We start from the raw sequence: 26,884 nt of genomic DNA, 5'->3' as shown, positions 1-26,884 counted from the left end.
GCGAAAGGTTTGAAGATGCGCGTTCTGATTGCTGAACACGACCACGCGATATACGCCCGGCTGCTGCGTCAGGCAGCGCCCGAGCTTGAAGTACTGACCAGCGGCGATTCCGCCGAGCTGGCCCGTCAGGCTGCCGATTGCCCGGTGTGGCTGGGTCAGCCGGACCTGCTGGCAACCCTGCTGCGCCAGGGCCATCAACCACAGTGGCTGCAATCGACCTGGGCCGGCATCACGCCGTTGCTCGCGGACGGTTTGCGCCGTGATTATCGCTTGACCCGTGCGGTGGGGATTTTCGGTCAAGTGATGGCCGAGTACGTGCTGACGTACATCCTCGGTCACGAGCGTGAAGTGCTCGCGCGACTGGTCAGCCAGGTCGAACGCAAGTGGGACAACCGCAGCGGCCAGAGCCTGGTCGGGCGCAAAGTGCTGATCGTCGGCACCGGTGACATCGGTCAGAGCGTGGCGCAGTTCCTGCTGCCATTCGGCATGGAGTTGTACGGCATCGCCAGCACCGCTCGCGAACAGGCGCCGTTTGTCGAGGTCGGTTCGATGGCTGATCTGCCACGGCTGGTGGGCGAGGTGGATTACGTGGTCAATCTGCTGCCGAACACTGAACACACCCACGATATCTACGATGCGGCGCTGTTCAAGCAATTCAAGCCGACCGGGTTGTTCATCAATGCCGGGCGCGGGGTTGCGGTGGTCGATGCCGATCTGGTGGAAGCGTTGAAGGAAGGGCATCTGGCGGGGGCTGTGATCGATGTTTGCCGTCAGGAACCACTGCCGCAACGGCATCCGTTCTGGACCGCGTGGGGCTTGCTGCTGACCGGGCACAGCTCGGCGCCGACGTCGCCGGCGCTGATGGTGCAGTTGTTTGTCGAGAACCTGAAGGCGTATCAGGCGAGCGAGGCGTTGCGCGGGGAAGTGGATTTCAATCGCGGGTATTGAATGTTCGCCGAATAAAATGTGGGAGCGAGCCTGCTCGCGAAGGGGGAGTGTCAGCCAACATCATCGTTGTCTGACCCACCGCTTTCGCGAGCAGGCTCGCTCCCACTTTGTTTTTGTGCGGGTTTTTAGAGGGTGAAGTCGCCTTCGGCCGCCAGTTCGTTCAGCGGACGGCGCGGGCTTGGCTCTTCGCGCGCTTGCAGATATTCCGCCAGCGTTGCCTTGTCACCGAGCTTGCCGACAGCCACCGCCGCGTGCAGCGCATAACCCTCGGGAATATTCAGCTCCTTGCGCGTCAGCTCCTGATCGAACCCGGCCATGCCGTGGGTGTGCCAGCCGCTGAGGCTCGCTTGCAGCGCCAGATGGCCCCACGCCGAACCGGTATCAAACGTGTGCCACAACGCTGGCGTTTCTTCCGTCGCGCCCGGTGCGGTGAAGGTGGTTTTCGACATCACGATCACCAGCGCCGAGGCATGCTGCGCCCAGCTGCGGTTGAATTCGTTGAGCAGCCCCAGATAACGCTCCCAGTTTGGCGTATCGCGACGCGCGTACAGAAAGCGCCAAGGCTGCGAGTTGTACGCCGATGGCGCCCAGCGTGCCGCTTCGAAGAAGCTCAGCAAGGTTTCTTCCGGGATCGCTTCACCGGTAAAGGCGCGCGGCGACCAGCGGTCGGTGAATTGCGGGTGAATGGCGTAATCGGCAACGCGAGGGTTGGCACTCATCAAGAGATTCCTTGCTACGTTTGAGTCAGGGGATTTGAATGAAAACCCGGCGGGATCAGTTGCGCTGAACGATGGGGTTTTCCGAGCCTGAGGGTTCACCACAATGCAACGCGGTCGAGCGTTAATGGCTTGCGGGCAAGGCTCCTTGCGACTGGCAAAGCTACGCGCCGCCACAAAAACTGACAAGTCCCGCACAACCGGCAGTCGCCAACGCTTGGCCCACAAGGCCTTGAGCACTAGACTGGCGGCCTTTTCACCACCTGATGTTGATGCTTGAGCCATGGTCGCCAAAGTCGAACCGTTCTGGATACGCAAAACCCTCGATCAACTGGATCATGAGGAATGGGAATCGCTGTGCGACGGCTGTGGTTTGTGCTGCCTGCAAAAACTCGAAGATGAAGAGGACAACAGCGTTTACTACACGCGCATCGCCTGCAAACTGCTGGACCTGAAAACCTGTCAGTGCAGCGATTACCCGAATCGCCTCAAATTTGTCCCGGACTGCATCCAGCTCACGCCGGGCCAGGCCGAAGAATTCAAATGGCTGCCGCCGACCTGCGGTTATCGCCTGGTCAGCGAAGGCAAGGATTTGCCGTCGTGGCACCATCTGGTCAGCGGTGACCGCGATGCAGTGCACCACGAAAGGATTTCCCAGTCCGGGCGCATGCTCGCCGAAGGCAGCGTGCCGGAGGATGACTGGGAAGATCACCTGATTTTCCGCGCAGGCTGATCCCGGCGCAATCAAGCTTTACCAAGGAGTGTGTATGGCTGTCGGATTGCAGCGGGCGTTGATGATCGCGCTGCTGGCACTGAGCGCGCCGGTCTGGGCGGCGAAGAAAGTCGATCTGGATTATCACGTGCGTCTGTTGCCGCAGAGTGATCAGGCCGAAGTACGCCTGACCCTGGACAAAGGCGAGGCGGTGCGCAGCCTCGATTTCGACCTTGGCGATGGCAGCCATTACAGCGACTTCAAGGCTGACGGCCAGTGGCTGCTGACGCCGGGCAAGCAGGCCCGTGGCGTGTGGCGGCCGACCAGCGACAAAGCCAGCCTGACCTACCGCGTACGCATCAGCCACGGACGCAAGAACGGCAGCTTTGACACGCGCATGACCCCGAACTGGGCGCTGATGCGCGGCGATGAACTGGTACCCCCGGCGAAACTCGATCAACAGGACGGCACCGAGCTGGTCGCGCGTCTGCAATTCGAACTGCCTGAGGGCTGGAAAAGCGTAGAGACCGCGTGGCCGCGCATCGGCAAAAACAAATTCCGCATCGATAACCCCTCGCGACTGTTCGACCGCCCGACTGGCTGGATGCTCGCCGGCCACCTCGGCAGTCGCCGCACGCGCCTGGGCGAAACCGAAGTCACCGTGGCTTCGCCGCAAGGGCAGGGCATGCACCGGATGGATGTGCTGACGATGCTGACCTTCGTCTGGCCGCAGGTGCAGGCGGTTTACCCACGGCATCCGAGCAAGCTGTTGATCGTCGGCGCCAACGATCCAATGTGGCGCGGCAGTCTCGGCGCGCATGAGTCGATTTATCTAAGCACGCGATTGCCGCTGGTCAGCGAGAGCGGCAGCAGCGCGTTGGTGCGGGAGCTGGCCCAAGTGTTCGGGCGGATCAACGACGAGCAACGCAGCGACTGGATCAGCGAAGGCTTTGCCGAGTATTACGCCATTGAGCTGGTGCGCCGTGCCGGTGGCATGAGCGATGAGCGTTATCAGGGTTTGCAGGCGAAACTGGCCAGGGACAGCCAGAAAGTCACGACGTTGCGCGGCGAACAGATCAGCCCGGCGCAGGTAGCGAAAGCGGTGGTGGTGTTGCAGGAACTGGATCGCGAGATTCGTTTGAAGACGCGCAACAAGCGCTCGCTGGATGACGTGTTGCGTGGGGCGATGCATCTTGGGACGGTGAGCACCAAGGCGTTTGTGCAACTGGCCGAGAGCGTGCTTGGCGAATCCTCCAAGGTCCTTGATACCGCGTTACTTCAGTAATACCGCCATCGCGAGCAGGCTCACTCCCACAGGGGGAATGCATTTCAAACTGTGGGAGCGAGCCTGCTCGCGAAGGGGCCTGTCGACTCAGCGAAGATGCCGGATCAAACCCCTGCTTTCGGCGATTTCACCGAATCATTGCCAGTCACCGTAGCGGTTTTGGTCGCCGCCTCGGCATTCGCCTTCAACTTGCTCAATTCTTCCCCGGCCCGCTCGATCTTGGCCCGCACGTTATTCATGTCCTGACGACTTTTCTCAAACAGGCTCTTCACCGAACTGTGCCCGGTAATCCCGCGCGCCATCGCCACGCCGCCAATCGCCACCTGAATCAAACCGAACACACCGCCACGGCGCAGGCCTTTGCCGACCATGATCACGCCACCGGCCAACGAGCCGATGCGCTCCCAGCCTTCGACGTTCTGCTCGGGATGGCTCTGGAACGGGGTGGATTCGATACGTTCGACGCGTTTGAGCTCGGTCATGATCTTTCTCCAGGCAATGAGTAATGGATAAACAAGCTGACTGTGCAGACGGTCAGCTCGTTCCATCCAATGTGCGACGCTTCAGCGGAATTTTGGCCCGGAGCGGGTGTTCAAGCCCTTGGCCATGCGGTCGTAGAGCACGACGTTGACCGTGGCGGCGAGGTTCATGCAACCGGTGGTCGGGATATACACGACGTCTTCGCACCAGTCGCGGATCTCTTTATCCAGCGAGCCGTCTTCGGGGCCGAAGATGTACAGGGCGCGATCCGGGTGAGTGTATTCCGGCAGCGGGCGGGCGCCCTCGACCAGTTCCACGGCGACGGGCACGCAGTTGAGCGGGAGGATCTTTTTCAGATCGTCGATGCCGATCAGCGGGATGTCGTAGTGCACGCGTTTGGTGTCGGTGACGAAGTCGGCGGCGCGTTCATAACGCTTGCCGGTGTAGAACACCGACGCCACGCCATAGCAGCCTGCGGCGCGCATCACCGAACCGACGTTCTCCGGTGATTTGGGGTTATACAAACCAATGCAGCTGTACCGTTTGTCTGCCACGAGCGGGGTGCCTTCGGGAAAAAGAGCGCGATTATACGGGGATTGGGCGGTTGTGGTCAGATGATGGATTGGCGGTGCCAGAACGGCCGCCTTCGCGAGCAAGCTCGCTCCCACAGTGGTTTTGTGTACGACACCGATCCAGTGTGGGAGCGAGCTTGCTCGCGAAGGGGCCAGTCAGGCCAATGAAGAACTTTAATCTTCTTTTTTCATGAGACCGGCCAGTGCGGCAAACGGGTTGTGCGTCGCCTTGGCAATCTTCGGCGTGCTCAGCGAGCCTTCGCTGAAATACTGCTGATCGGTATACCGCGAGTGTTCGTTGTCGTGGCAGTACAGGCACAACAATTCCCAGTTCGAGCCGTCCTGCGGGTTGTTGTCGTGGTTGTGGTCGCGGTGGTGCACGGTCAGTTCGCTCAGGCGCTTGCCGGAAAACTCACGGGTGCAGCGCCCACAGACGTGCGGGTACATCTTCAGGGCCTTGTCGCGGTAGCCCATTTCCTTGTCGCGCTGGTTGTCGGCGAGGATGCGATCCAGCTTCGACGTGTTGGTTGGGGTGGACGAACTCATGGGTTCACCTTTGTAAAAAGACTAATGACGGTTATACGCAGAGTTTAGCTCAGCCCTTGAGCTTCTCGGCAATCCAGATCGTGTGGCGCGTGCCCTTGTTGCCGTGTGCGAAAACCTGGACTTCTTCGGCCTTGAAACCGGCCTTCTTCAATTTGTCGGAAAACAGCCGATCGGCGCTGGCCGACCACACGGCGAGCACGCCTTTGGGGCGCAAAGCCTTGGCGCAGGCATTCAGGCCAGCGGCTGAATACAACCAGCTGTTGGCCTTCTGTGTCAGGCCTTCGGGGCCGTTGTCGACGTCGAGCATGATCGCGTCGAAGCCATTCGGCTCGCTTTGCAGCACCTTGGCCACGTCTTCCTGACGAATCACTGTGCGCGGATCGAGCAGCGGACGACCGGACTTTTCGCCGAGCGGGCCACGGTTCCACTCGACCACGCCAGGCACCAGTTCAGCGACCACCACTTCAGCGGTTTTGCCCAGATGTTTGAGCGCCGAGGCGAGGGTGAAACCCATGCCCAAACCGCCGATCAGCACCCGCGAATCAGGCCGGCCGGCGACCTTGCGGCACGGAATTTCGGCCAGCGCATCTTCGGAGCCATGCATGCGCGTGTTCATCAGTTGTCCGCCGTCGCCGCCCTGAATCTTGATGACGAAATCCTCGCCATACTCGAACAGGCACAGGGCACCGCCACTTTCGGGGATCGGGGTGGTGTCGAGCAGAACGAAACGTTTCATGGAAATCTCTACAAGGGGGAAGGCAAGCAGGCCCGTTGGGAGTAGCCTGAGCACAGACTAAGGCCAAACGGAGCCCTTGATGAAGCGCACCATTCTAACGGTCATTGCCCTGGCCGCGCTCTCGATTACTGCGGTGCAGGCGCAGCAGACCATTCCGGTCAGCCCGGCGCCGCAACCCGGCTCGCCCGGCACCGCGACACCGACGCCGTATCCGCAGATCACGCCGATCAACATTCCCAAGTCCGGCGCCGGCAGTGGCAGCCCGCCGCTGGTGCCGATCGAAATGCCCAGCCCGCCGAGCAAGGATCAACCGGTGCCGGGCATCGAACCGACCGGCACCAAGAGCAAATCCCCCGGCGGTTAGACCTGCTGCGCCGCCAGTTGGCCGTCGGCCATGCGCAGGCGTTTCGACAGCGAGACGGCGAGGGCGCGAATGATCTTCGCGGCGATCTTCGGTGCGTCGTTGAGCATTTTTTCCAGCGAGTCCTTGCCCAGGTTCAATAGCTGACAGTTCGTCGCCGCTACGCACGTTGCCGAGCGTCGTTCGCCATCGAGCACGGCCATTTCGCCGAACGCCCGCCCGCTGCGCAGGGTGGCCATGGTGATGACCTGACCCTCGGGCCCGGTTTTCTGCACGGCGACCTGGCCGGTGTGGAGGATGCACATGAAACTGCCGGCATCGCCCTCACGGAAAATCGCCTCGCCTTCAGCCACGGTGCTGATGCTGAAATAGCCGGAAGCGGCCGCAAAGTCGGCCAGTTGCAATTGATCGAACAGGCCGCAGTCCATCAGCCAGTCGCGGATTTCGTTGTTCAGGAAGGTCGGTTCTGACATGTCGTCACGGTCTTTTTGTTTTCACATTTTCAAGGCGGTACACCACCCCTGTGGGAGCGAGCCTGCTCGCGAAAGCGAAGTGTCAGTCACCGATGATGTCGATGACCGAACGCCTTCGCGAGCAGGCTCGCTCCCACAAAGGGATCTTGGGAGTATCGGCCTCTTGGGTCTGCAATTAAGACCCAAGTGACCGACGGAGTTCCTCAGGCCAGGCCCAGAACCTTGAAAACAAATGCGTATTCGAGCGCTACGTCACGTAATCCCTGATAACGCCCGCTCATCCCGCCATGGCCGGCGCCCAGTTCAGTCTTGAGCAGCAGCACATTGTCGTCAGTCTTGGTGGCGCGCAACTTCGCCACCCACTTGGCCGCTTCCCAATATTGCACGCGGCTGTCGTTGTAGCCGGCGATCACCAGCGTCGCCGGATAATCCTGCGCGCTGACGTTTTCGTACGGCGCGTAAGCCTTGATCCGCTCGTAAATGTCTGGCTCTTCAGGATTGCCCCACTCGTCGTATTCGGTGACGGTCAGCGGCAGATCCGGGTCGAGCATGGTGTTGAGCACATCGACAAACGGCACTTCGGCAATTGCCACGCCGAACAGATCCGGGCGCTGGTTGAGCACCGCGCCGATCAGCAAACCACCGGCGCTGCCGCCGCTGATCGCCAGTTGTTCGGCCGTGGTAATGCCGTTGAGGATCAGGAATTCGGCGCAGGCAATGAAGTCGCTGAAAGTGTTGTGCTTGTGTTCCTGCTTGCCGGCGCGATACCAGGCTTCGCCCAGTTCACCGCCGCCGCGTACGTGGGCGATGGCGAAGGCCATGCCGCGATCCAGCAGACTCAGGCGGGCGTGGGAGAACCACGGATCAAGGCTGGAGCCGTAGGCGCCGTAACCGTACAGATACAGCGGCACCGCTTTGCCAACCATTTCGCGCTTCATCACCAGACTGATCGGCACTTGCGTACCGTCCGGCGCCGTTGCCCACAGACGTTGGCTGACGTAGGCGTCGGCGTCGAACGGGCCGAGCACCGGGGTTTCTTTCAAAACGGTTTGTTCGCCGCTCGCCAAGATCAACTGGCGCACCTGTGCCGGGCGATTCAACGCCTCGTAGCGCAGACGAATGCGGTCGCTTTCGAACTCCAGGCTGTTTTGTACATAGAGGCTGTAGGCCGCATCCGGCAGTTGCACGCGATAAGGCGCCAGGCCATGCGGGTGAACCTCGATGATCGGCAGGCCACCTTCGCGCAGGCTCAGGGTCATCGCCTCGGTGTTGAGGCTGACGCCATCGAGCATCACCGTATCGCTGTGGGGGATCAGGTTCTGCCATTCGGCTTCAGTCGGCGCCGTGCCGGTGTCCGGGGCCTGATACAGGGCGTAGTTGATGCCGTCACGGTTGCTGCGGATAAACCACGTCCACACGCCATCGAGCAGGCCGTGGTCGACGTCGTATTCGTGATCTTCGACCCGTGGCGCCAGGCAGGTGAACGGCTGGTGCGGCTGATTGGCGTCGAGCACCCAGACTTCGCTGGTGGTCTTGCTGCCCAGTGACAGCAGCAGTTGCTGCTCGGAACTGGAACGGTAGCAATGCAGGAAGAAACGCCCGTCCGGCTCGTGGAAAACTTCCTCGGCAGCGGTGCCGTCGAGGCGATAACGCAACAGTTTGTGTGGGCGGTGGGTGTCGTCGAGTACGCCGAAAAACAGGGTCAGGCTGTCGTTGGCCCAAGTCATGCTGCCGTCGCAGTCTGCGAATTCCAGCTCGCTGACCTTGTCGTTGGCCAGTTCCTTGACGAACAGCGTGTAAATCTCATCACCCGAGGCGTCGACGCTGTAGGCCAGGCGCTGGTGATCCGGGCTGATGCTGAACGCACCGAGCGAGAAGAATCCGCCGTTGGCCAGCTCATTCGGGTCGAGCAGCAGTTGCTCGCGGCTTTCGTCGAGGGTCAGGCTGTCGTCTGCCGGGCGTGGGCAGCGGTAGTGCCGGGCGTATTCGTCACCCGCCGTGGTGCGGGTGTAATACAGATACGGGCCCCAGGGCGAGGGCAGGGACAGGTCGGTTTCGAGGATTCGGCCCTTGATCTCTTCGAACAGGGTTTCGCGCAACTCGGTCTGATCGGCAGTTTGCGCTTCCTGGTAGGCGTTTTCGGCCTTGAGGTAATCGAGCACCGCGTCGGTGTCGCGCTCCTGTAGCCAGGCATACGGGTCGGCACCGGGCGCCTTGTGGGCAATCGGGGCACTGCTGACGTTGGCGGGTTGGGGCATGGAAGGCTCTCGGACAATGTTCGGAATAAAGGTTTTCGCGGATCTTGAAACCGCTGCAGACCCATGTGGGAGCGAGCTTGCTCGCGAAGGCGTCGTGTCAGATGACATTTGTTTCACTGACCCACCGCTTTCGCGAGCAAGCTCGCTCCCACAGGGTTTGCTGCTGGCCGTCTGGTATTGGGACAAGCCGGACGGGCGAAAAGTCGTTACTATAAGCGCCTCTTTGCCTGCCTTGCCATGGACACCATGACCGAGAACGACTATCTGATCGCCTGGGGCCTCTACGCCTTTGCCGCTGTGGGCTGCCTGTTGGTATGGATGCGCCTGACCACCTGGATGTGGCGCTGGTTGCGCGAACCACTGCGTGTACTGATGGCAGTGTTGCTGTTCAGCCCGACCATCATTGACCCGGTGAAAGCCAAGGTTGCGCCGTCCATCGCGATCACTGCACTGGACCTGGCCTTCAAGGTCGGCAACAACGCCTGGCGGGCGATCTCCGATCTGTTCATGTACGGCATGATCGCTTTCGGCATCTACCTGATTTTCGTGCTGATCCGCTTCCCGATCGAACGTGCTTCGCGCGCGCGTCGTGAGCAGGCTGAAGCCGCCAAGGCCGCCGCTCGCGCCGATGATCGCGATGACGATCAACCGTTTGGCGGTGCCGGCGATGACCGTTATGGCCGTCCACCTCTGCCGAACAATCCGCAGCGCATGCGGGTCGAGCCGCGCCTGTAACCCGAGAGTCCGCACATGTGTGAATTACTGGGCATGAGTGCCAACGTGCCGACCGATATCGTGTTCAGCTTCACTGGCCTGATGCAGCGCGGCGGCCGCACCGGCCCGCACCGAGACGGCTGGGGCATCGCCTTTTATGAAGGCCGCGGCTTGCGTCTGTTTCAGGACCCGGCGGCGAGTTGTGAATCGGAAGTCGCCAATCTGGTGCAGCGTTATCCGATCAAAAGCGAAGTGGTCATCGGCCACATCCGCCAGGCCAACGTCGGCAAGGTCTGCCTGTCCAACACCCACCCGTTCGTCCGCGAACTGTGGGGGCGCAACTGGTGCTTCGCGCACAACGGTCAGCTCGCCGATTTCACCCCGATCAAAAGTTTCTACCGCCCGGTCGGCGATACCGACAGCGAGGCGGCATTCTGCGATTTGCTCAATCGCGTACGTGCAGCATTCCCGGAGCCGGTCGATATAGAAGAACTGTTGCCGGATCTGGTCGCCGCGTGCGCTGAATACCGCAGCAAAGGCGTGTTCAATTGCCTGCTCAGCGATGGCGACTGGCTGTTCTGCTATTGCTCGACCAAACTCGCACAGATCACCCGACGCGCACCGTTCGGCCCGGCGCGCCTGAAGGATGTCGACGTGATCGTCGATTTCCAGGCGGAAACCACGCCCAACGACGTGGTCACGGTGATCGCCACCGAGCCTTTGACCGAAAACGAAACCTGGACCCGCTACGAACCGGGCCAATGGAGCCTGTGGCGACGCGGTGAATGCGTAAGCCAAGGCAAGACCGAATAAGGATCTACCCCGATGTTGCTCAGTTATGTACGGCTGGTGTTGTTTGCGGCGGGCCTGTTGATCGGTGTCCAGGTGCCGGGTTTCATCAACGATTACGCGAATCGGGTCGAGGCGCATCTGATCGAGGCGCAGACCGGTCTGCGCGGTTTTCAGGGCACTGCCGAGCAGTTTTTCAAGGGCGATATGCAGGCGCTGGTTGCGCATTATCGCGCCAGCGAGGACCCGGTGTTTCGCAGCGATGCCGACAGCCTGAGCACCTTGCTCAGCCGTCAGATCGCGCTGGACAAGCAGTACCAGGCGATGCAAGGCCCGTGGTACATCCGCTTCCTGCAAGTGGTGTTGGCGGCGGATCCGGACATTCGCAAGGAAACCTGGAACGGTTACAGCTACCAGATTCTGCTGACCCCGGAAGCGATGATCTGGGGCATGAGCGGCGCGTTGCTGCTGTCGTTCGGCATTGAGTGCCTGTTCCGCTTGATCGACTGGGTCGTGCTCGGTGGCCGCCGCCTGCGCCAGAGCCGACCGATCGAAGACCGCGACGTGCGCGGCCTCTAAAACTTGATCGTTCCCACGCTCCCACGCAGAGCGTAGGAACGATCAACTTAAAGCGATGTAGTCCTTGCCCACCTTGTGCGCATACCCCGCCAACACCTGCTGACACAGCGTCACAATCTCCTCGACCCACTCAACCCCCACTCGCCACGACACCACCACCTGCAAGTTCGGCGGTCGTTGATCGATGTCGAGCAAGGTCAATTCGCCCCGCGCCAATTCCTCAGCCACCAGCACTGGCGGCAGCACACCAATCCCGAATCCATCGCGCAACAACCGCGTGATTGCCGACACCGAATTCACGCAATTGAGCCGCGGCGTCAGCACGCCATTGGCCTGCATCAACGCCACAAGGTCCTGATGCGGCCGGGAGTTTTTCGAGTAGGTGATGATCCGTTCCTGCGCCAGTTCGGCGAGGTCGGCATAGTCGCGGTTGTAGATCGAATTGCTCGCAACGATCCAGCCCAGCGGATGGCTGGCCAGTTCCACACTGCGCACACTTTCATGGCGGATCAGGTCGGTTTGCAGAACGATGTCGAGGAAACCTTTTTGCAGCTGATCGCAGAGGTTCAGCGAGGTATCCGCCACCAGTTCGATTTCCACTCGTGGATACAGGTCGGTCATCTGCGCGACCAAAGGGCTGAGCCAAGTGTGGATCACCGTGTCCATCACACCAATGCGCACGCGGCCGACCTTGCTCGAGCGAGTCTCGATCGATTGCTTGAGCGCCGACATGGTGTCGAGCATCTGCTCGGCGTAGTCCAGCACTTTCAAGCCTTCAGGCGTCAGGCTGACGCCGCGTGAATCACGCAGAAACAGCTTCACCCCCAACTCGCCCTCAAGCACTGCGATGCGGCTGGAAATCGACGCCTGAGTGGTGAACAGCTTGTCGGCGGTCAGGCGAAAACTCTTCAGTCGGGCGACCCAGACAAAGGTCTCGAGAAACTTCAGGTTCATGGGCAAGGCTCGGGTGACAAATTTTTCTTATGGCTAAGGCGGGTTTTTATTCGTTGGACGCAGCAGGGCTGCGCGACGAAAAATCGACGCATCCGGTTCCCACGATAGGCGTCGTCGGGGCTACGAACAAGACCAATAAAAAACCTGCGGAGATAAGCCATGCGTGCTCCCGACACCCTAGAAGTACCCAAGGCAACGGCGCGTCCGGGGCCGTTCGACTGGTATCGCAACATCAACCAACAGGAGCGTCGCACGTTCTGGAGCTGCAAGATCGGCTACGGTCTGGACGGTATGGACACGCAAATGCTCAGCTTCGTTGTACCGACGCTGATCGCGATGTGGGGCATCACCACCGGCGAAGCGGGGCTGATTCATACCAGCACATTGATCGCTTCGGCGATTGGCGGCTGGGTTGCCGGGATTCTCTCTGACCGCATCGGTCGCGTGCGCACCCTGCAACTCACCGTGCTGTGGTTCGCCTTCTTCACCTTCCTTTGCGGCTTCGCGCAGAACTACGAACAACTGCTGATCGCCCGCACCTTGATGGGTTTCGGTTTCGGCGGCGAGTGGACCGCCGGCGCGGTGCTGATCGGCGAGGTGATTCGTGCCAAGGATCGCGGCAAAGCAGTAGGCATGGTGCAATCGGGTTGGGCGTTGGGGTGGGGGCTGACGGCGATCCTGTATGCGCTGCTGTTCTCGGTGTTGCCGCCGGAAGACGCTTGGCGCGCACTGTTCATCCTTGGCATCGTGCCGGCGATTTTTGTGATTTTCGTCCGTCGACTGGTGAAAGATCCGGAAATCTATCGCGAGGCTAAAGCCCAACAAACGCCGGAGACTCAGTCGAAGTTCTACGAGATTTTCGCCCCCGGCATGCTCTTCACCACGTTGCGCGCTTCACTGCTGACCACTGGCGCCCTCGGTGGTTATTACGCGATCACTTCCTGGCTGCCGACCTTTCTGAAAAACGAGCGCGGCTTGAGCGTGCTCGGTACGGGCGGTTATCTGGCGATGGTGATTGTCGGTTCCTACGTCGGCTATGTGATCAGCGCTTATCTGACCGATCTGCTGGGGCGGAAAAAGAACTTCATCCTGTTCGCGGTCGGCTCGTTCACCATCGTTCTGCTCTATACGCAGCTGCCGGTGAGTAACGGTGTGATGCTGTGGCTGGGCTTCCCGCTGGGCTTCTTCGCTTCGGGGATTTTCAGCGGCATGGGCGCGTTTCTGACTGAGCTGTTCCCCACGCGGATTCGCGGTTCGGGGCAGGGCTTTTGCTACAACATCGGTCGGGCGCTGGCGGCTTTGTTTCCGCTGCTGATCGGTCTGCTTAGCCAGAAAGTACCGTTGAGCGTAGGCATTGGCGCGTTTGCGGCGGTGTCCTACGGCGTAGTGATCATCGCGGCGTTGAGCCTGCCGGAAACCCGTGGCAAGCAACTCGATGCGCAGTAACTGATAACCTGCGCAGCACAGTCCTACAGATAAAAAGACAAGCACCTACAGGAGTGTTCACCGTGAGCCGCCTGCTATTGAATTGCGACATTGGCGAGAGCTTCGGCAGCTGGACCATGGGTCTGGATGCCGAGGTCATGCCCTTCATCGATTGCGCCAACGTGGCCTGTGGTTTCCACGCCGGTGACCCGAGCATCATGCGCAAAACCGTCAGCCTGGCCCTGAGCCACGGCGTGCAGATTGGCGCACACCCGGCCTATCAGGATCTGGCCGGTTTTGGCCGCCGCTCCATGGCGTATTCGGCGCAAGAGCTGCAAGACATCCTGCATTACCAGATCGGCGCGCTCGACGGTATTTGCAAAGCCCAGGGCGGGCGCGTCAGTTACGTCAAACCTCACGGCGCGATGTACAACGACATGATGGCCAATCCGGCGCAACTGCGTGCGGTGATCCAAGCGGTGGCCGCTTACGACCGCAGCCTGCCGCTGATGCTGATGGCCACTCGCGACAACGCCGCTGCGCAGCAGATTGGCGATGAGTACGGCGTGACGTTGTGGTTCGAAGCCTTCGCTGACCGCGCTTACGACAGCGCCGGCAAACTGGTCTCACGACAACTGCCGGGCGCCGTGCATCACGACCCCGAAAAGATCATCGAGCAAGCCCTGACCATCGCCCGGGGCGACAACCTCAGCGCCAGCGACGGCAGCGCCTTGCGGCTGCACGCCAACACGCTTTGCGTACATGGCGACAACGCCAGTTCGGTGGCCGCCGTGCAGCGCATTCGTGAGGCCTTGAATCAGCAGAGTGCACCATGAACCCAAGGATTGAAGTGGTGGCACTGGATTGCCTGATGCTGCGTCTGTTCGATGAAATCGCCGAAGCCAACATGCCGTGGATGCTCGCCGCCAGTGAGCGCTTGCGTGCCGCATTCGGCGCGCAACTGATCGATCTGGTGCCGTCCTATACGACGCTGATGGTGCATTACGATTTGACGTCGCTGAACCCGAATCAGGCGCGCGAATTGATCGCCGAAGCATTGATCGACCTGTCGCCGAATGCGCGAACCGGCGGCCAATGTCATGTCTTGCCGGTCTGGTATGACCTTAGCGTTGGCCCAGAATTGAACCTGCTCGCCGAGCGCAGCGGTCTCGCCGTGGAGGAGGTGGTCCGTCGCCACAGTGGCCGCGAATATCAGGTATTTGCCCTCGGTTTCGCGCCGGGTTTCGCGTTTATGGGTTTGGTCGAAGAAGTGCTTGCCGCGCCTCGCCTCAACACGCCGCGCAAGAAAGTCGCGGCGGGCAGCGTCGGGATTGCCGAACGGCAAACGGCGGCCTACCCGGTCGTGTCCCCCGGCGGCTGGAACCTGATCGGTCGCACGCCAGCGAAATTGTTCGACCGTCATCGCGATGGCTACAGCCTGATGCAACCCGGCGACACGGTGCGATTCGAAGCGGTCAGTCACGCTGAATTCATCAATCTGGGCGGCGATGACACGCCATTGGAGGCGCAGGCATGAGCCGACTGACGATTGAGGCCAGTACCCCGTTGTGCCTGTTGCAGGACGCGGGACGGTTTGGCGTGCGGCACCTGGGCGTCACCCAGGGCGGTGCGGCGGATTGGTGTTCGATGAGCTGGGCCAACTGGTTGCTCGGCAATAACCTCGATGCAGCGGTGATCGAAATCACCCTCGGCGGGTTTGCCGTCGTCGCTGCAGAGGATTGTTTGCTGGCGCTGGCCGGAGCTGATCTTGGGGCGCAGATTGATGGTCAGCCGCTGGTGCCGTGGCGCAGTTTCAAGTTGGGTAAAGGACAGAAGTTGCTGTTCACGCAACCGTTGCTCGGTGCCCGGGCTTATCTGGCAGCGCCCGGCGGTTTTGATGCACCGAAGGTGTTGGGTAGTCGCGCAACTGTGGTACGTGAAGAGCTCGGTGGGCTCAATGGCATGGGCTTGCCGTTGGCCAAGGGATCGACGCTGAGTTATCACGGTGAATCGCTATTGGTCCGGGAAGTGCCATCGGCGTTACGGCCGGATTTGAAATCGACTGCACCACTGGATCTGGTGCTCGGCGCACAGATCGGTCAGTTCAGCGGGCAGAGTCTGTTCGATGCATTCAACAGCGCCTGGACCCTGGACAGTCGCGCAGATCGCATGGGCATTCGTTTGCTCGGCAAGGCGCTGGAGTATCAGGGCCAGTCGATGATTTCCGAGGGGATTCCATTGGGCGCGGTGCAAGTGCCGCCGGACGGCCAGCCGATTGTGTTACTCAATGACCGGCAGACAATTGGTGGTTATCCGCGATTGGGCGCGTTGACGCCGTTGGCGTTGGCGCGGTTGGCACAGTGTGTGCCGGGGGCGCAGGTGCGATTGCGGCCGGTGATGCAGGACGTCGCGCACCGTGAGCATGTCGAGTATCTGCAGCGCTTCAAAAATTGTTAAAAGCTTCGCGAGCAGGCTCGCTCCCACAGGGGAACGCATTCCAATGTGGGAGCGAGCCTGCTCGCGAAGGGGCCATCACTGGCAACACAGATTATTTGGACAAAAACCGCATCCCTTCCTCAAGCCCGCGCAACGTCAACGGATACATCTGATCCTCGATCAGATCGCGCACGATATTGGTCGATGAGGTATAGCCCCAGGTATCTTTCGGATACGGGTTGATCCAGATGAGTTTCTTGTACTTCTCCATGAAGCGCTGCATCCACACATACCCCGGCTCTTCGTTCCAGTGCTCGACACTGCCGCCGGCCTGGGTGATTTCATAAGGCGCCATCGCGGCGTCGCCAATGAAAATCACCTTATAGTCAGCGCCGTACTTGTGCAGCAGATCCTGGGTTGAAGTGCGCTCGGAAGTGCGGCGCATGTTGTTCTTCCACACCGACTCATAAACGAAGTTGTGGAAGTAGAAGTACTCCAGATGCTTGAACTCGGTCTTGCAGGCCGAGAACAACTCCTCGCAGATCTTCACGTGCGCGTCCATCGAACCGCCGATGTCGAACAGCAACAACAGCTTCACCGTATTGCGCCGCTCCGGGCGCATCTGAATGTTCAGCAGGCCCGCGTCTTTGGCGGTGTGATCGATGGTGCCGTCGATATCGAGTTCTTCCGCCGCGCCCTGGCGAGCGAATTTACGCAGACGACGCAGGGCAACCTTGATGTTGCGCGTGCCCAGTTCCACCGAGTCGTCGAGGTTCTTGTACTCGCGCTGATCCCAGACTTTTACCGCTTTGCCCTGACGCTTGCCGGCATCGCCCACCCGAATGCCTTCCGGGTTGAAGCCGCCGGAACCGAACGGGCTGGTGCCACCGGTGCCGATCCACTTGTTGCCGCCGGCATGGCGCTCCTTCTGTTCTTCCAGACGCTTCTTGAACTCTTCGATCAGCTTGTCCAGCCCACCGAGGGACTGGATTTGCGCGCGTTCTTCGTCGCTCAGCGAACGCTCGAATTCCTTGCGCAGCCAGTCTTCGGGTATCAGCGCCTGTAAGTGATCGTCGAGCTTTTCGAGGCCATTGAAGTAGGCGCCGAACGCACGGTCGAATTTGTCGAAATGACGCTCGTCCTTCACCAGAATCGCCCGCGACAAGTAATAGAACTCGTCCATGTCGGCGAAGGTCACGCGCTGTTTCAGCGCGTTGATCAGGTCGAGCAGTTCGCGCACCGACACCGGCACCTTGGCTGCACGCATTTCATTGAACAGGTTGAGCAACATGGCATCAGCCTCTTAGCGAGAACCGCGACGGCTCATGAACGCCAGACGCTCAAGCAGTTGCACGTCCTGTTCGTTCTTCACCAGAGCACCGGCCAGTGGCGGAATAGCCTTGGTCGGATCGCGTTCGCGCAGCACCGCTTCGCCAATATTGTCGGCCATCAGCAGCTTCAGCCAATCGACCAGTTCCGAAGTCGACGGCTTCTTTTTCAGGCCCGGCACCTTGCGCACGTCGAAGAACACGTCCAGCGCTTCGCTGACCAGATCCTTCTTGATGTCCGGGTAATGCACGTCGACGATTTTCTGCAGGGTCGGGCGATCCGGGAAAGCGATGTAGTGGAAGAAGCAGCGGCGCAGAAAGGCGTCCGGCAGCTCTTTCTCGTTGTTGGAGGTAATGATGATGATCGGGCGCTTCTTGGCCTTGATGGTCTCGTCGATCTCGTAAACGTAGAACTCCATCTTGTCGAGTTCTTGCAGCAAGTCGTTGGGGAACTCGATATCGGCCTTGTCGATCTCGTCGATCAGCAAAATGACCCGCTCTTCGGACTCGAAAGCCTCCCAGAGCTTGCCTTTCTTCAGGTAGTTGCGCACGTCGTGGACTTTTTCAGTGCCCAGTTGCGAGTCGCGCAAGCGGCTGACCGCGTCGTACTCGTACAAGCCCTGGTGGGCCTTGGTGGTGGATTTGATGTGCCAGGTGATCAGCTTGGCATTGAACGATTCGGCCAGTTGCTCGGCGAGCATGGTTTTGCCGGTGCCCGGCTCGCCCTTGACCAGCAGCGGCCGCTCCAGGGTGATGGCGGCGTTGACCGCCAGCTTCAGGTCATCGGTGGCGACGTAGGCCTGGGTGCCTTCGAACTTCATCTGCTAATCCTCGAACGGTAACGCCGACCTGACGGGGCAGGGCGGGGGCGAAATAATCGGATGCCCGACTATAACGCGCAGGCCGGTCGACTGTGAACGCAGACGGCTTATTCAGTCTCTGAATGGGGCGTCACATGTTGACTCAGTCTCGGCTCATGGCCGTTGAATGGCCTGATCCGGATATTCAGATGGGTGCAGACACTCTGTATATGGATCTTTTTTCCGATATAGCGTCTAACCCGCATCCGGCTTCGGCCGCTCATACCGGGCATTGAATGCCTGAATAAAGCCATTACGCAATATCTGCAAAAACGCTTCGAACGCGCTGATATTTTGCTGATGCACATTACCGCTGAGTTCGACCTTGGTGGCGAACTGGTTTTTCGCCTGGTTCTTCAGCACGGTTTCTGTGCCGCCCACCAGTGCTTCCCAGACCGAGCGGAAGATGCTCTTGTTCTTGTTTTCCACGTCCTGCTGCCAGTTGAACACTTCGACGTCGCGCAGCAGCGGTTTGATGTAGCCGTTGACCTGGGCTTTTTTGGCTTGGGCTTCGATCACCACATCACCGTGGCCGGCATTGAAGTCGAACTTGCCGTAGGCCGAGGCGAAGTCGTTCATGCTCTTGAGTTCGATGTCTTTGGCGCGCAGGCGGAATTCGAAGTCTTCGAAGTTGCTCAGCGGGTCGAACGCGGCGGTGGTTTCCAGCGGAGCGTGGCCGAGCAGCAGGGCTTTGCCCTCGAAACGGGCATCACGCTTGCCCTGCTTGTCGACCACATTGGTCAGGTTGTAAATGCTGGCCTCAACGTTCGTGGCGTTCATGTTGACCGGCGGTTTCGAATTGAAATTGCGGAAACTGATCTTGCCCTCATGAATTTGCACTTCGTCGAGGGTGATCGGCAGCAACTTGCCCAATTGCGCGCGCCAGTCTGTGCCTTGACCGGTCTGGGAATTCTGCTTGTTGGCCCCGCCATCGACGAAGTTGACTTCAGGTTTGACGAATTTGACCTGCGCTACAACAGCATGGTCGTACCACAGCGAATGCCAACTGACCGCCAGATCGATCAGCGGTGCGTTGACGAATGGCACCGGTACTTTGCCGTCGACCTTGACGATCTTCAGCCCGTTGATCTTGTAGGCGCCGCGCCACAGGGCCAGATCGACATCAGTGATCTGGCCACGATAGTCACCCATGTCCGCCAGTTTGCCGTTCAGGTAGTCGCGCACCATGTAAGGCAGGGCGATGTGCAACGCGATCAGCAGCACGACGATTCCTGCAAAAGTCCACAAGGGCCAGCTGTAACGACGCTTCATGGTGGCAATTCCCGAACGATGTAAAGCGATTGACTACTGACGGTTGCAGACGTTCGCCCTGACTGGACTGTGAAGGGCAACAGGCATACCTTGGGCGCTGAATTCAATGCTGCATAAGGACCCAGCCATGAGCCGTATTTTCGCTGACAACGCCCATTCCATCGGTAACACGCCGCTGGTGCAGATCAACCGCATCGCGCCGCGTGGCGTGACCATTCTGGCCAAGATCGAAGGGCGCAACCCTGGTTACTCGGTCAAGTGCCGGATTGGCGCCAACATGATCTGGGACGCCGAAAGCAGCGGCAAACTCAAGCCTGGCATGACCATTGTCGAGCCGACCTCGGGTAACACCGGCATCGGTCTGGCCTTCGTGGCTGCCGCGCGTGGTTACAAATTGATGCTGACCATGCCAGCCTCGATGAGCATCGAGCGCCGCAAAGTCCTCAAGGCACTGGGCGCCGAACTGGTGCTGACCGAACCGGCCAAAGGCATGAAGGGCGCGATCGAGAAAGCGGCCGAAATCGTCGCCAGCGATGCCGACAAATATTTCATGCCGGCACAGTTCGATAACCCGGCCAACCCGGCCATCCATGAAAAGACCACCGGTCCGGAGATCTGGAACGACACCGACGGTGCTGTCGATGTATTGGTCGCCGGCGTCGGCACCGGTGGAACCATCACCGGCGTCTCGCGGTATATCAAGAACACGCAAGGCAAACCGATTTTGTCGGTGGCGGTGGAGCCCATGTCTTCGCCGGTGATCACCCAGGCGCTGGCCGGTGAGGAGATCAAGCCGAGCCCGCACAAGATTCAGGGCATCGGCGCCGGGTTTGTACCAAAGAACCTTGATCTGTCGATGGTTGACCGGGTCGAGCAGGTCACCGACGAAGAGTCCAAGGCGATGGCGCTGCGTCTGATGCAGGAAGAAGGGATTTTGTGCGGCATCTCCTGCGGAGCAGCGATGGCCGTGGCGGTGCGCCTGGCGGAGACGCCGGAAATGCAGGGCAAGACCATCGTGGTGATTTTGCCGGACTCCGGTGAGCGCTATCTGTCGAGCATGTTGTTCAGCGATCTGTTCACTGAACAGGAGAATCAGCAGTAACCCTGTTGATTCAGATCAGCCAGGGTTCAGGAACCTTATGCTAATAAGTGCTTTGTTGCGCAATTCTTAACACTGAATCTTGTGTAAGGCGGGTTTTGCCCGGAGCCGGTAGTGTTTATCATGGCCGGCTGCCATGCCGGGTAAAGGGCATTGCGCAGCGTTGTCTTTATTCAAGGAGTTGTTGATGACCTTTTCGTTTGCCGCCAAGGCGTTTGTGCTGCTGCTCTTTTTGGGCAGCACACTCTATGTGCATTTGCGCGGCAAGGCGCGTTTGCCGGTTCTGCGTCAGTTCGTCAACCACTCGGCGCTGTTCGCTCCGTACAACGCCTTGATGTACCTGTTTTCCAGCGTGCCGTCCAAGCCGTACCTGGATCGCAGCAAATTCCCGGAACTGGACGTGTTGCGCGATAACTGGGAAACCATTCGCGACGAAGCCATGCACCTGTTCGACGAGGGCTATATTCGCGCGGCGGAAAAGAACAACGACGCCGGTTTTGGCTCGTTCTTCAAGAAGGGCTGGAAGCGTTTCTACCTCAAGTGGTACGACAAACCGCTGCCATCGGCCGAAGCCCTGTGCCCGAAAACCGTGGCCCTGGTCAGTGCGATTCCCAACGTCAAAGGCGCGATGTTTGCGCTGCTGCCGGGCGGTAGCCACTTGAACCCGCACCGCGATCCGTTCGCCGGCTCGCTGCGTTATCACCTCGGTTTGTCGACGCCGAACTCCGACGATTGCCGGATCTTCGTCGACGGTCAGGTTTACGCCTGGCGCGACGGTGAAGACGTGATGTTCGATGAGACCTATGTGCACTGGGTCAAGAACGAAACCGAGAAGACCCGCGTAATTCTGTTCTGCGACGTCGAGCGTCCACTGAGCAATCGCCTGATGACCCGCATCAACCGCTCGATCAGCGCCTGGCTCGGCCGTGCGACCGCACCGCAGAACCTCGATGATGAGCGCGTCGGCGGGATCAACCAGGCCTACGCCTGGAGCAAGAACTTCAGCGACAAGTTCAGTGGTGTGGTCAAACAGTGGAAACGCCGTCATCCGAAAGCCTACCGGGTGATGCGACCGGTGCTGGCGGTGGTGGTGTTGACGTTGTTGGGGTATTGGCTGTTTGGCTGAGGCGGGATGTTGTAATAAAAAACCGCTCCTTGTGAGCGGTTTTTTATGAAGAGAAGGTGAACGAGGCGCCAGCGAGGACGCCTCCTGGCTCTTCTGCGGCTGGATTCACCAATGCTTCTCTGATTCGGTGCAACTCCCGTTCAGACAACTTTCCAGAAGAGCGTTTTCTATCAGCTTTTATCGATCTGGCGCCTGGCGCCTTTTTTTCAACGGCAGCCTTCATGGTGCCTCCGGCGTTGATCATTAAATGAGCAGTTGCTCGATACTAGTCTTACCAAATCAGCTTCACAAGCCTACCCTCCGAATCGAATTCAAAACCCAGTTGCCGGTACAGGGAAATCACTCCAGGGAGAGGTTCCTGAATTTCAATTTGGGTACTGCCGATGATTCGCGCGAAGTGAGTCACGGCAGTCAAGGCAAATGTCGCAACTCGGCTTTTGAGAGGGTGATCGTTATCGGGCTTTCCTTCCAGACGCACAATTTTCACTCGCAACCGGCTCTGGTTAGGGTTTGCAAAGCAAAGTCCGCATAACTCCTGATCAAACCAGATTGCCAAATCGAAGCTAAGTGGTTCTTTGGCCTTCCACCTGACTACATCTTGCCAAGAGAAATGAGGATCGAACCATTGTTCATAGGCACTCAGCGCTTGAGCATCGATTGCTTCGAAACGAACTCTGGAGTGATCAACATCCACTATCCCTTGCTGCAACAAGTCTTTGTGCAGCTTTGCGAAAGTAACCCCAGCCTGTTTCCTGGCCTGTGATTTATACACTTGGTAGCGCAAATACGTTCGTTCCCTTGGCATGTGATCCCGTGCATTCCTTGTCCTCCATGGTGGGGTGTCGCAATTGCGATCCAGCCTATTCACCTTGCAGCCAACTGTCCCTGCTGGCCCTTTGTCCAAATCATTGCAATCCATGTCCCACGCTGGTTATAGTCGGCGCTCGTGAACCCCATGGCTCACCTTCCAACCCTTCAAAAAAGATCTGCGCCAATGCCTGCATCCCTCATCAACGCGGTAGTCGATTCAGCGGTCAACGCTGGCGTCGTGCCGTGCGGGAATCAGCAGCCCAAGCAGATCAGTCATTACCCCCCACCTGTCAGTAGCACGCCGGTGTGCGCAGTCGTATCACCGCCGGGCGTTGGCGTTTCGGGCTGATCAGCACTGTCTGCTGAGTCCTGCCGCCCGCCAGAAAAACCTACTGAATTTCAGCTTCGGCTGAGTTGGCTATTTGCCTGACTACAGGTGGTATTCATGTTTGTCCTTTCGAAAAAATCCGCGCTCGCGGCGACGTCGACGAGCCTGTTCGTTCTGCTGTGGAGCAGCGGGGCGATCTTCTCCAAATGGGGTTTGGCCCACGCTTCGCCGTTTGCCTTTCTGCTGATTCGCTTCGCGATTGCCCTGTGTGGGCTGATGCTGTTGGCGCCGTTGCTCAAGCTGAAGTTGCCCAAGGGTGGCAAACCGATGCTGTTTGCGATTGCTACGGGTGTGGTGTTGTTGGGGGCGTATCAGATTTTCTATCTGCTGGCGCTGAACACCAAAGTCACCCCGGGCGTGATGGCGACCATCATGGGTGTGCAGCCGATTCTCACCGTGGTCTTGATGGAGCGGCAGCGTTCCGCCAGCCGGATGTTCGGTCTGGCCCTGGGGCTGGCGGGGCTGATCATGGTGGTTTACCAAGGCATCGGTCTGGCCGGAATGTCCTGGGCGGGGATGCTGTTTGGTCTGCTGGCGCTGGCGAGCATGACGCTGGGTTCGATCATGCAGAAGCGCATCACCGACAATCCCCTCGGCACATTGCCGGTGCAGTACCTGGCCGGGCTGTTGTTGTGCGGGATTTTTGTGCCGTTCCAGCCATTTCACTTCGAAAACAACGCAGGCTTCATCGTGCCGGTGTTGTGGATGGGACTGGTGGTGTCGGTGCTGGCGACGCTGTTGCTGTATCGGCTGATCGCGCGGGGCAATCTGGTGAATGTTACCAGTCTGTTCTACCTGGTGCCGGCGGTGACGGCGGTGATGGACTATCTGTTTTTCGGCAATCGCCTGGCGACATTGAGTGTGCTGGGGATGCTGTTGATCATCGTCGGTCTGGCGTTTGTGTTCCGTAAAACCGCTGAGTAGTGACTGTTACATAGCCTTCGCGAGCAAACTCGCTCCCACATTGGAATGCATTCCCCTGTAGAAGTGAGCCTGCTCGCGATAGCCATTTCAGAAGCACCAGAAGTCTAGCGGGCGGTCACCTGCGAAGGCTTCACCACCGCAGGCTTCAACACCAGCCACAACGCCAACGCAATCAACACCCCGCCATACACGTGCGCCATCGACAACGGCTCATCCAGCAGCAATGCCCCCCACAACACGCCGAACGGCGGAATCATGAAGGTCACGGTCATCGATTTCACCGGGCCGATCGAACTCAGCAGGCGGAAATAAATGATGTACGCAAACGCCGTGCACCCCAGGCCCAGGCCGAGCAGCGACAGCCAGACATTCCAGCCACCCCAGCTCGCCGGTGGCGCGGTGATCACGCTATAGCCGAACAGCGGCAACAAGAACAATGTGGCGCCGAGCATGCTGCCCAACGCCGACAAACGACTGTCCAGCCCACCCGCCTGATCCAGCCAGCGCCGCGCGAGGAATCCGGCAAAACCATAACAAGTGGTTGCCAGCAGGCAGGCAAGGGCGCCCATCAACAGTTGCATGTCAAATGCCACGGGACCGGCGCGGGTCAGTACGCCAACGCCGAACAAGCCAAGGAACACCCCGGCCAGTTTTGCCGCGGTGAGCCTTTCACTGAAAAACAGGCCGCCAATCAACACACCCATCAACGGCGTGGTGGCGTTGAAGATCGCCGAATAACCGGCTGGCAGCACCTGCGCCGCGACCGAATACAGCGTCGCCGGAATTCCCGAGTTGATCACCCCCAGCAGCATCACGGTTTTCAGCTTGCCCTTGAAATCCCAGCTGATACGCATCAACCCAAGAATCACCAGCAGGCCGACAGCGGCGATCGATACGCGGAAAAAAGCCGTCGGAATCGTGCCGACCACCGGCGCAATAATGCGCATGAACAGAAAACTCGCGCCCCAAATGGCCGCCAGCGACAACATACGGAAAATATCGACAGGGCTCACGGCGGGTCTCCTTCCTTGATCGGGACGAGAGTGTTGCCGAGTGCCCTGACGATGGCAACCGCTATTCGGGCATTCAACTTTTACCTAGATGACAAAGCGCGTGACCAGACCGTTGAGGTCGACCGCCAGACGCGACAGTTCCTGGCTCGCCGCCGAAGTTTGCGTCGCTCCGGCGGCGGTCTGCGTTGAGAGGTCGCGGATGGTCACCAGATTCTGATCGACCTCGCGAGCGACCAGCGCCTGTTGCTCGGCTGCGCTGGCGATCACCAGATTGCGCTGGTTGATCTGCGAAATCGATGCAGTGATTTTCTCCAGTGCCTGACCCGCGCTGTTGGCCCGGCGCAGGGTTTGTCCGGCCTGCTCGGCACTGCTTTGTAACGCGCCAACGGTGGCGCCGGTGCCTTGCTGGATGCTGCTGATCATCAGCTCGATTTCTTCGGTGGAGTTCTGCGTGCGTTGTGCCAGCGAACGCACTTCATCGGCCACCACTGCAAAGCCGCGCCCGGCCTCACCGGCGCGGGCCGCTTCGATGGCCGCGTTGAGTGCCAGCAGGTTGGTTTGCCCGGCAATCCCGCGAATCACTTCGAGCACTTTGCTGATGTCTTGCGCCTGAGTGGCCAGACCTTCGGCTTGCCCGGAAGCACCCAGCACAGCGCTGACCAGTTCCTGAATCGAACTGATGGTCTCGCTGACCTGCACATGCCCGTGCTTGCTGTCTTCATTGGAAGCGGCGGACGCCTCGGCGCTGGACACCGCGTTGGCGGCGACTTCGTCCACCGCCGTACTCATCTCGGTGACTGCCGTGGCCGCTTGTTCGATCTGGTCGTTCTGCTGTTGCAGGCCGCGAGTGCTTTGCTCCATCACCGAACTCATTTCCTCGGCAGCGGACGCCAATTGCTGTGCCGATTCGCTGATGCCGCGAATGGTCGAGCGCAGATTGCCCTGCATCTCGGCCAAGGCCTCGAGTAGCTGCGCGGCCTCATCTTTACCGGAGTGGGTAATCTGGCCGCTGAGGTCTCCGGCGGCAATGCGCCGGGCCACATTCAGGGCCTGATTGATCGGGGTGGTGATGCTGCGCGTCAGTAACCAGGCCAATAACAGGGTGGCAATCAGGGCGACCACGATGATCGTCGCGACGATCCACAGCGCCCGTTGATACATCGCTGCCGCGGACTCGGCGGCAGCATCTGCACCTTGTTGATTGAGGCTGATCATTTGCTCCAGCGTCTTGTCCAGCACCGCGCCTTGCGGGGCCAGTTCATTGTTCAAACGGGCGGCAGCCTGTTCGTTATGACCGGCGTCAATCTGGCTGACGATCTGGTCGAGAATGCCCAGGTATTTGCCGACGGCCACACTCAAGCCGTCGAGCATTGCCTGTTCCTGATCATTGGCAATCAAGGTTTTGTGGTCGTTGAGGCGTTTGAGCAACTCCTCGCGTTGCGCCTTGAGGATGCCTTTGCTTCGGTCGCGTACCGCAGGCTCGGTGTTGGCGATCAGGCGCAGGGATTCGAGACGGATGCTGGCAATATTGGCCGCCGCGTCATGAATGCTTTCGATGCTCGGCATCCACGATTCTTCGATCACCGCTGCACTCTCGCGCAGCGTCTTCATCTGGCCCAGACCGAACAGGCCGACCACCACCAGCAGACTGGCCAAAACGGCAAAACTCAAACTGGCGCGCAAACCTATGCGCAGATTCCGGATAGACATCAATGTGCTCCTTGATCTTTGAGGAAGAGGTTGTCCTCGTCGGCGAGGATCTTGTTGTGAGGAGGGTGATGGCGGGCTGTATATCAAAGTGCCACTATTTTGGTAAGACCAATCCGGACGATGTTTCAGCGTTGACCGGACAGGAATGAACAACCGCAGCGAAGCGGCGCAGTAGAGAGGTAGAGACAGGATTGGATCCGAGAGCCAGAGAAACCGTGGGCTGGCGCAGATTGGCCGGGCAGACCGTCAAGGCGTTTAATTGACCGAACGGTCGATTAAAAAAACTTTGCAAAAAACTGTGTCGCCGTACCAGCCTGGCGCTGATTTGGCAGAAATTGCACTTCACGCGCACACGCTTGCGTGGCTAAGC

Annotated in this window: 28 protein-coding genes; 14 read left to right on the top strand and 14 right to left on the bottom strand. The window is 59.5% G+C overall.

The window, feature by feature from the left end:
• The first annotated feature begins 15 nt into the window (after positions 1-15).
• Positions 16-948 (top strand): D-2-hydroxyacid dehydrogenase, encoded by a 933-nt coding sequence (locus A8O26_RS20950; protein ID WP_064119666.1) that lies wholly within the window; start codon positions 16-18, stop codon positions 946-948.
• A 125-nt stretch (positions 949-1,073) separates the two neighbouring features.
• Here A8O26_RS20950 and A8O26_RS20945 read toward each other — a convergent pair whose 3' ends face one another.
• Positions 1,074-1,667: a nitroreductase family protein gene (locus A8O26_RS20945; RefSeq protein WP_064119665.1), complete on the bottom strand. Its 594-nt coding sequence runs from the start codon at positions 1,665-1,667 to the stop codon at positions 1,074-1,076.
• Between the two features lie 280 nt (positions 1,668-1,947).
• Between A8O26_RS20945 and A8O26_RS20940 the strand changes: the two genes are divergently transcribed.
• Both A8O26_RS20940 and A8O26_RS20935 read left to right on the top strand, forming a co-directional pair.
• Positions 1,948-2,397 (top strand): YcgN family cysteine cluster protein, encoded by a 450-nt coding sequence (locus tag A8O26_RS20940; RefSeq protein ID WP_064119664.1) that lies wholly within the window; start codon positions 1,948-1,950, stop codon positions 2,395-2,397.
• 34 nt (positions 2,398-2,431) lie between these two features.
• A complete protein-coding gene (locus A8O26_RS20935) occupies positions 2,432-3,661 on the top strand; it encodes a hypothetical protein (protein WP_064119663.1) in 1,230 nt (409 codons plus the stop codon).
• 104 nt (positions 3,662-3,765) lie between these two features.
• Here the strand turns inward: A8O26_RS20935 and A8O26_RS20930 are convergent, their stop codons facing one another.
• From A8O26_RS20930 to A8O26_RS20915, 4 genes are all read right to left on the bottom strand, one after another.
• Positions 3,766-4,143 carry a YgaP family membrane protein gene (locus tag A8O26_RS20930; RefSeq protein WP_064119662.1) on the bottom strand — a complete coding sequence of 126 codons (378 nt, stop codon included), beginning with the start codon at positions 4,141-4,143 and terminating at the stop codon, positions 3,766-3,768.
• An 81-nt stretch (positions 4,144-4,224) separates the two neighbouring features.
• Complete coding sequence (locus A8O26_RS20925) at positions 4,225-4,695, bottom strand: RNA methyltransferase (RefSeq protein WP_007911337.1); 471 nt, start codon at positions 4,693-4,695, stop codon at positions 4,225-4,227.
• Positions 4,696-4,887: 192 nt separating this feature from the next.
• The gene (locus A8O26_RS20920) at positions 4,888-5,259 is read right to left on the bottom strand and encodes a YajD family HNH nuclease (RefSeq protein WP_007911336.1); all 372 of its coding nucleotides are present in this window, start codon (positions 5,257-5,259) and stop codon (positions 4,888-4,890) included.
• Positions 5,260-5,308: 49 nt separating this feature from the next.
• Positions 5,309-5,995 (bottom strand): spermidine synthase, encoded by a 687-nt coding sequence (locus tag A8O26_RS20915; RefSeq protein ID WP_007911335.1) that lies wholly within the window; start codon positions 5,993-5,995, stop codon positions 5,309-5,311.
• A gap of 79 nt (positions 5,996-6,074) precedes the next feature.
• On the opposite strand from A8O26_RS20915, the gene A8O26_RS20910 reads away from it, so the two are divergent.
• The gene (locus tag A8O26_RS20910) at positions 6,075-6,359 is read left to right on the top strand and encodes a hypothetical protein (protein ID WP_064119661.1); all 285 of its coding nucleotides are present in this window, start codon (positions 6,075-6,077) and stop codon (positions 6,357-6,359) included.
• Here A8O26_RS20910 and A8O26_RS20905 read toward each other — a convergent pair.
• Together A8O26_RS20905 and A8O26_RS20900 are read right to left on the bottom strand one after the other, a co-directional pair.
• The gene (locus tag A8O26_RS20905; protein ID WP_064119660.1) at positions 6,356-6,829 is read right to left on the bottom strand and encodes a cyclic nucleotide-binding domain-containing protein; all 474 of its coding nucleotides are present in this window, start codon (positions 6,827-6,829) and stop codon (positions 6,356-6,358) included. The two genes, A8O26_RS20910 and A8O26_RS20905, sit on opposite strands and share 4 nt — an antisense overlap.
• Before the next feature lie 203 nt (positions 6,830-7,032).
• A complete protein-coding gene (locus A8O26_RS20900) occupies positions 7,033-9,087 on the bottom strand; it encodes a S9 family peptidase (protein WP_064119659.1) in 2,055 nt (684 codons plus the stop codon).
• A 237-nt stretch (positions 9,088-9,324) separates the two neighbouring features.
• Between A8O26_RS20900 and A8O26_RS20895 the strand changes: the two genes are divergently transcribed.
• From A8O26_RS20895 to A8O26_RS20885, 3 genes are read left to right on the top strand one after another with little or no spacing between them, the layout of a single operon-like run.
• Positions 9,325-9,822, top strand: coding sequence for a hypothetical protein (locus A8O26_RS20895; protein WP_064119658.1), 498 nt, complete (start codon positions 9,325-9,327; stop codon positions 9,820-9,822).
• 15 nt (positions 9,823-9,837) lie between these two features.
• A complete protein-coding gene (locus A8O26_RS20890) occupies positions 9,838-10,614 on the top strand; it encodes a class II glutamine amidotransferase (protein ID WP_007911322.1) in 777 nt (258 codons plus the stop codon).
• 12 nt (positions 10,615-10,626) lie between these two features.
• Entirely contained in the window at positions 10,627-11,169 is a 543-nt protein-coding gene (locus A8O26_RS20885; RefSeq protein WP_064119657.1) for a DUF2937 family protein, read from the top strand.
• A 42-nt stretch (positions 11,170-11,211) separates the two neighbouring features.
• On the opposite strand, the gene A8O26_RS20880 is transcribed toward A8O26_RS20885, so the two are convergent.
• Positions 11,212-12,123 (bottom strand): LysR family transcriptional regulator, encoded by a 912-nt coding sequence (locus tag A8O26_RS20880; protein ID WP_064119656.1) that lies wholly within the window; start codon positions 12,121-12,123, stop codon positions 11,212-11,214.
• A 159-nt stretch (positions 12,124-12,282) separates the two neighbouring features.
• Between A8O26_RS20880 and A8O26_RS20875 the strand changes: the two genes are divergently transcribed.
• The 4 genes from A8O26_RS20875 (at position 12,283) to A8O26_RS20860 (ending at position 16,005) form a co-directional block, all read left to right on the top strand.
• The gene (locus A8O26_RS20875) at positions 12,283-13,569 is read left to right on the top strand and encodes an MFS transporter (RefSeq protein WP_064119655.1); all 1,287 of its coding nucleotides are present in this window, start codon (positions 12,283-12,285) and stop codon (positions 13,567-13,569) included.
• 62 nt (positions 13,570-13,631) lie between these two features.
• Positions 13,632-14,384 carry a 5-oxoprolinase subunit PxpA gene (locus A8O26_RS20870; RefSeq protein WP_064119654.1) on the top strand — a complete coding sequence of 251 codons (753 nt, stop codon included), beginning with the start codon at positions 13,632-13,634 and terminating at the stop codon, positions 14,382-14,384.
• Positions 14,381-15,085 carry a 5-oxoprolinase subunit PxpB gene (gene pxpB, locus A8O26_RS20865; protein ID WP_064119653.1) on the top strand — a complete coding sequence of 235 codons (705 nt, stop codon included), beginning with the start codon at positions 14,381-14,383 and terminating at the stop codon, positions 15,083-15,085. Before A8O26_RS20870 ends, pxpB begins: the two co-directional genes overlap by 4 nt.
• A complete protein-coding gene (locus A8O26_RS20860; protein ID WP_064119652.1) occupies positions 15,082-16,005 on the top strand; it encodes a biotin-dependent carboxyltransferase family protein in 924 nt (307 codons plus the stop codon). The genes pxpB and A8O26_RS20860 overlap by 4 nt, the downstream gene beginning before the upstream one ends.
• A 91-nt stretch (positions 16,006-16,096) precedes the next feature.
• Here the strand turns inward: A8O26_RS20860 and A8O26_RS20855 are convergent, their stop codons facing one another.
• The 3 genes from A8O26_RS20855 to A8O26_RS20845 all read right to left on the bottom strand — a co-directional run bounded on the left by A8O26_RS20855 (position 16,097) and on the right by A8O26_RS20845 (position 19,444).
• Positions 16,097-17,275 carry a vWA domain-containing protein gene (locus tag A8O26_RS20855; protein WP_007911295.1) on the bottom strand — a complete coding sequence of 393 codons (1,179 nt, stop codon included), beginning with the start codon at positions 17,273-17,275 and terminating at the stop codon, positions 16,097-16,099.
• Positions 17,276-17,287: 12 nt separating this feature from the next.
• Positions 17,288-18,133 (bottom strand): AAA family ATPase, encoded by an 846-nt coding sequence (locus A8O26_RS20850; protein ID WP_064119651.1) that lies wholly within the window; start codon positions 18,131-18,133, stop codon positions 17,288-17,290.
• 234 nt (positions 18,134-18,367) lie between these two features.
• Positions 18,368-19,444: a DUF748 domain-containing protein gene (locus A8O26_RS20845; protein ID WP_064119650.1), complete on the bottom strand. Its 1,077-nt coding sequence runs from the start codon at positions 19,442-19,444 to the stop codon at positions 18,368-18,370.
• Positions 19,445-19,571: 127 nt separating this feature from the next.
• Here A8O26_RS20845 and cysK point away from each other — a divergent pair, with 127 nt between their 5' ends.
• The gene (gene cysK, locus A8O26_RS20840) at positions 19,572-20,546 is read left to right on the top strand and encodes a cysteine synthase A (RefSeq protein WP_064119649.1); all 975 of its coding nucleotides are present in this window, start codon (positions 19,572-19,574) and stop codon (positions 20,544-20,546) included.
• 184 nt (positions 20,547-20,730) lie between these two features.
• Entirely contained in the window at positions 20,731-21,669 is a 939-nt protein-coding gene (locus tag A8O26_RS20835; RefSeq protein ID WP_064119648.1) for an aspartyl/asparaginyl beta-hydroxylase domain-containing protein, read from the top strand.
• Positions 21,670-21,940: 271 nt separating this feature from the next.
• On the opposite strand, the gene A8O26_RS20830 is transcribed toward A8O26_RS20835, so the two are convergent.
• Positions 21,941-22,474 (bottom strand): hypothetical protein, encoded by a 534-nt coding sequence (locus A8O26_RS20830; RefSeq protein WP_064119647.1) that lies wholly within the window; start codon positions 22,472-22,474, stop codon positions 21,941-21,943.
• A gap of 450 nt (positions 22,475-22,924) precedes the next feature.
• Between A8O26_RS20830 and A8O26_RS20825 the strand changes: the two genes are divergently transcribed.
• Complete coding sequence (locus A8O26_RS20825; RefSeq protein WP_064119646.1) at positions 22,925-23,791, top strand: DMT family transporter; 867 nt, start codon at positions 22,925-22,927, stop codon at positions 23,789-23,791.
• A gap of 104 nt (positions 23,792-23,895) precedes the next feature.
• Here the strand turns inward: A8O26_RS20825 and A8O26_RS20820 are convergent, their stop codons facing one another.
• A complete protein-coding gene (locus A8O26_RS20820) occupies positions 23,896-24,804 on the bottom strand; it encodes a DMT family transporter (protein ID WP_064119645.1) in 909 nt (302 codons plus the stop codon).
• Positions 24,805-24,888: 84 nt separating this feature from the next.
• Positions 24,889-26,514, bottom strand: a complete 1,626-nt coding sequence (locus tag A8O26_RS20815; protein WP_064119644.1) for a methyl-accepting chemotaxis protein — start codon at positions 26,512-26,514, stop codon at positions 24,889-24,891.
• Positions 26,515-26,884: the final 370 nt, after the last annotated feature.

It is taken from the genome of Pseudomonas fluorescens, from assembly GCF_001648775.1.
Classification (GTDB): Bacteria; Pseudomonadota; Gammaproteobacteria; order Pseudomonadales; family Pseudomonadaceae; genus Aquipseudomonas; species Aquipseudomonas fluorescens_M.
This window is presented reverse-complemented; position numbering and strand designations above follow the sequence as displayed.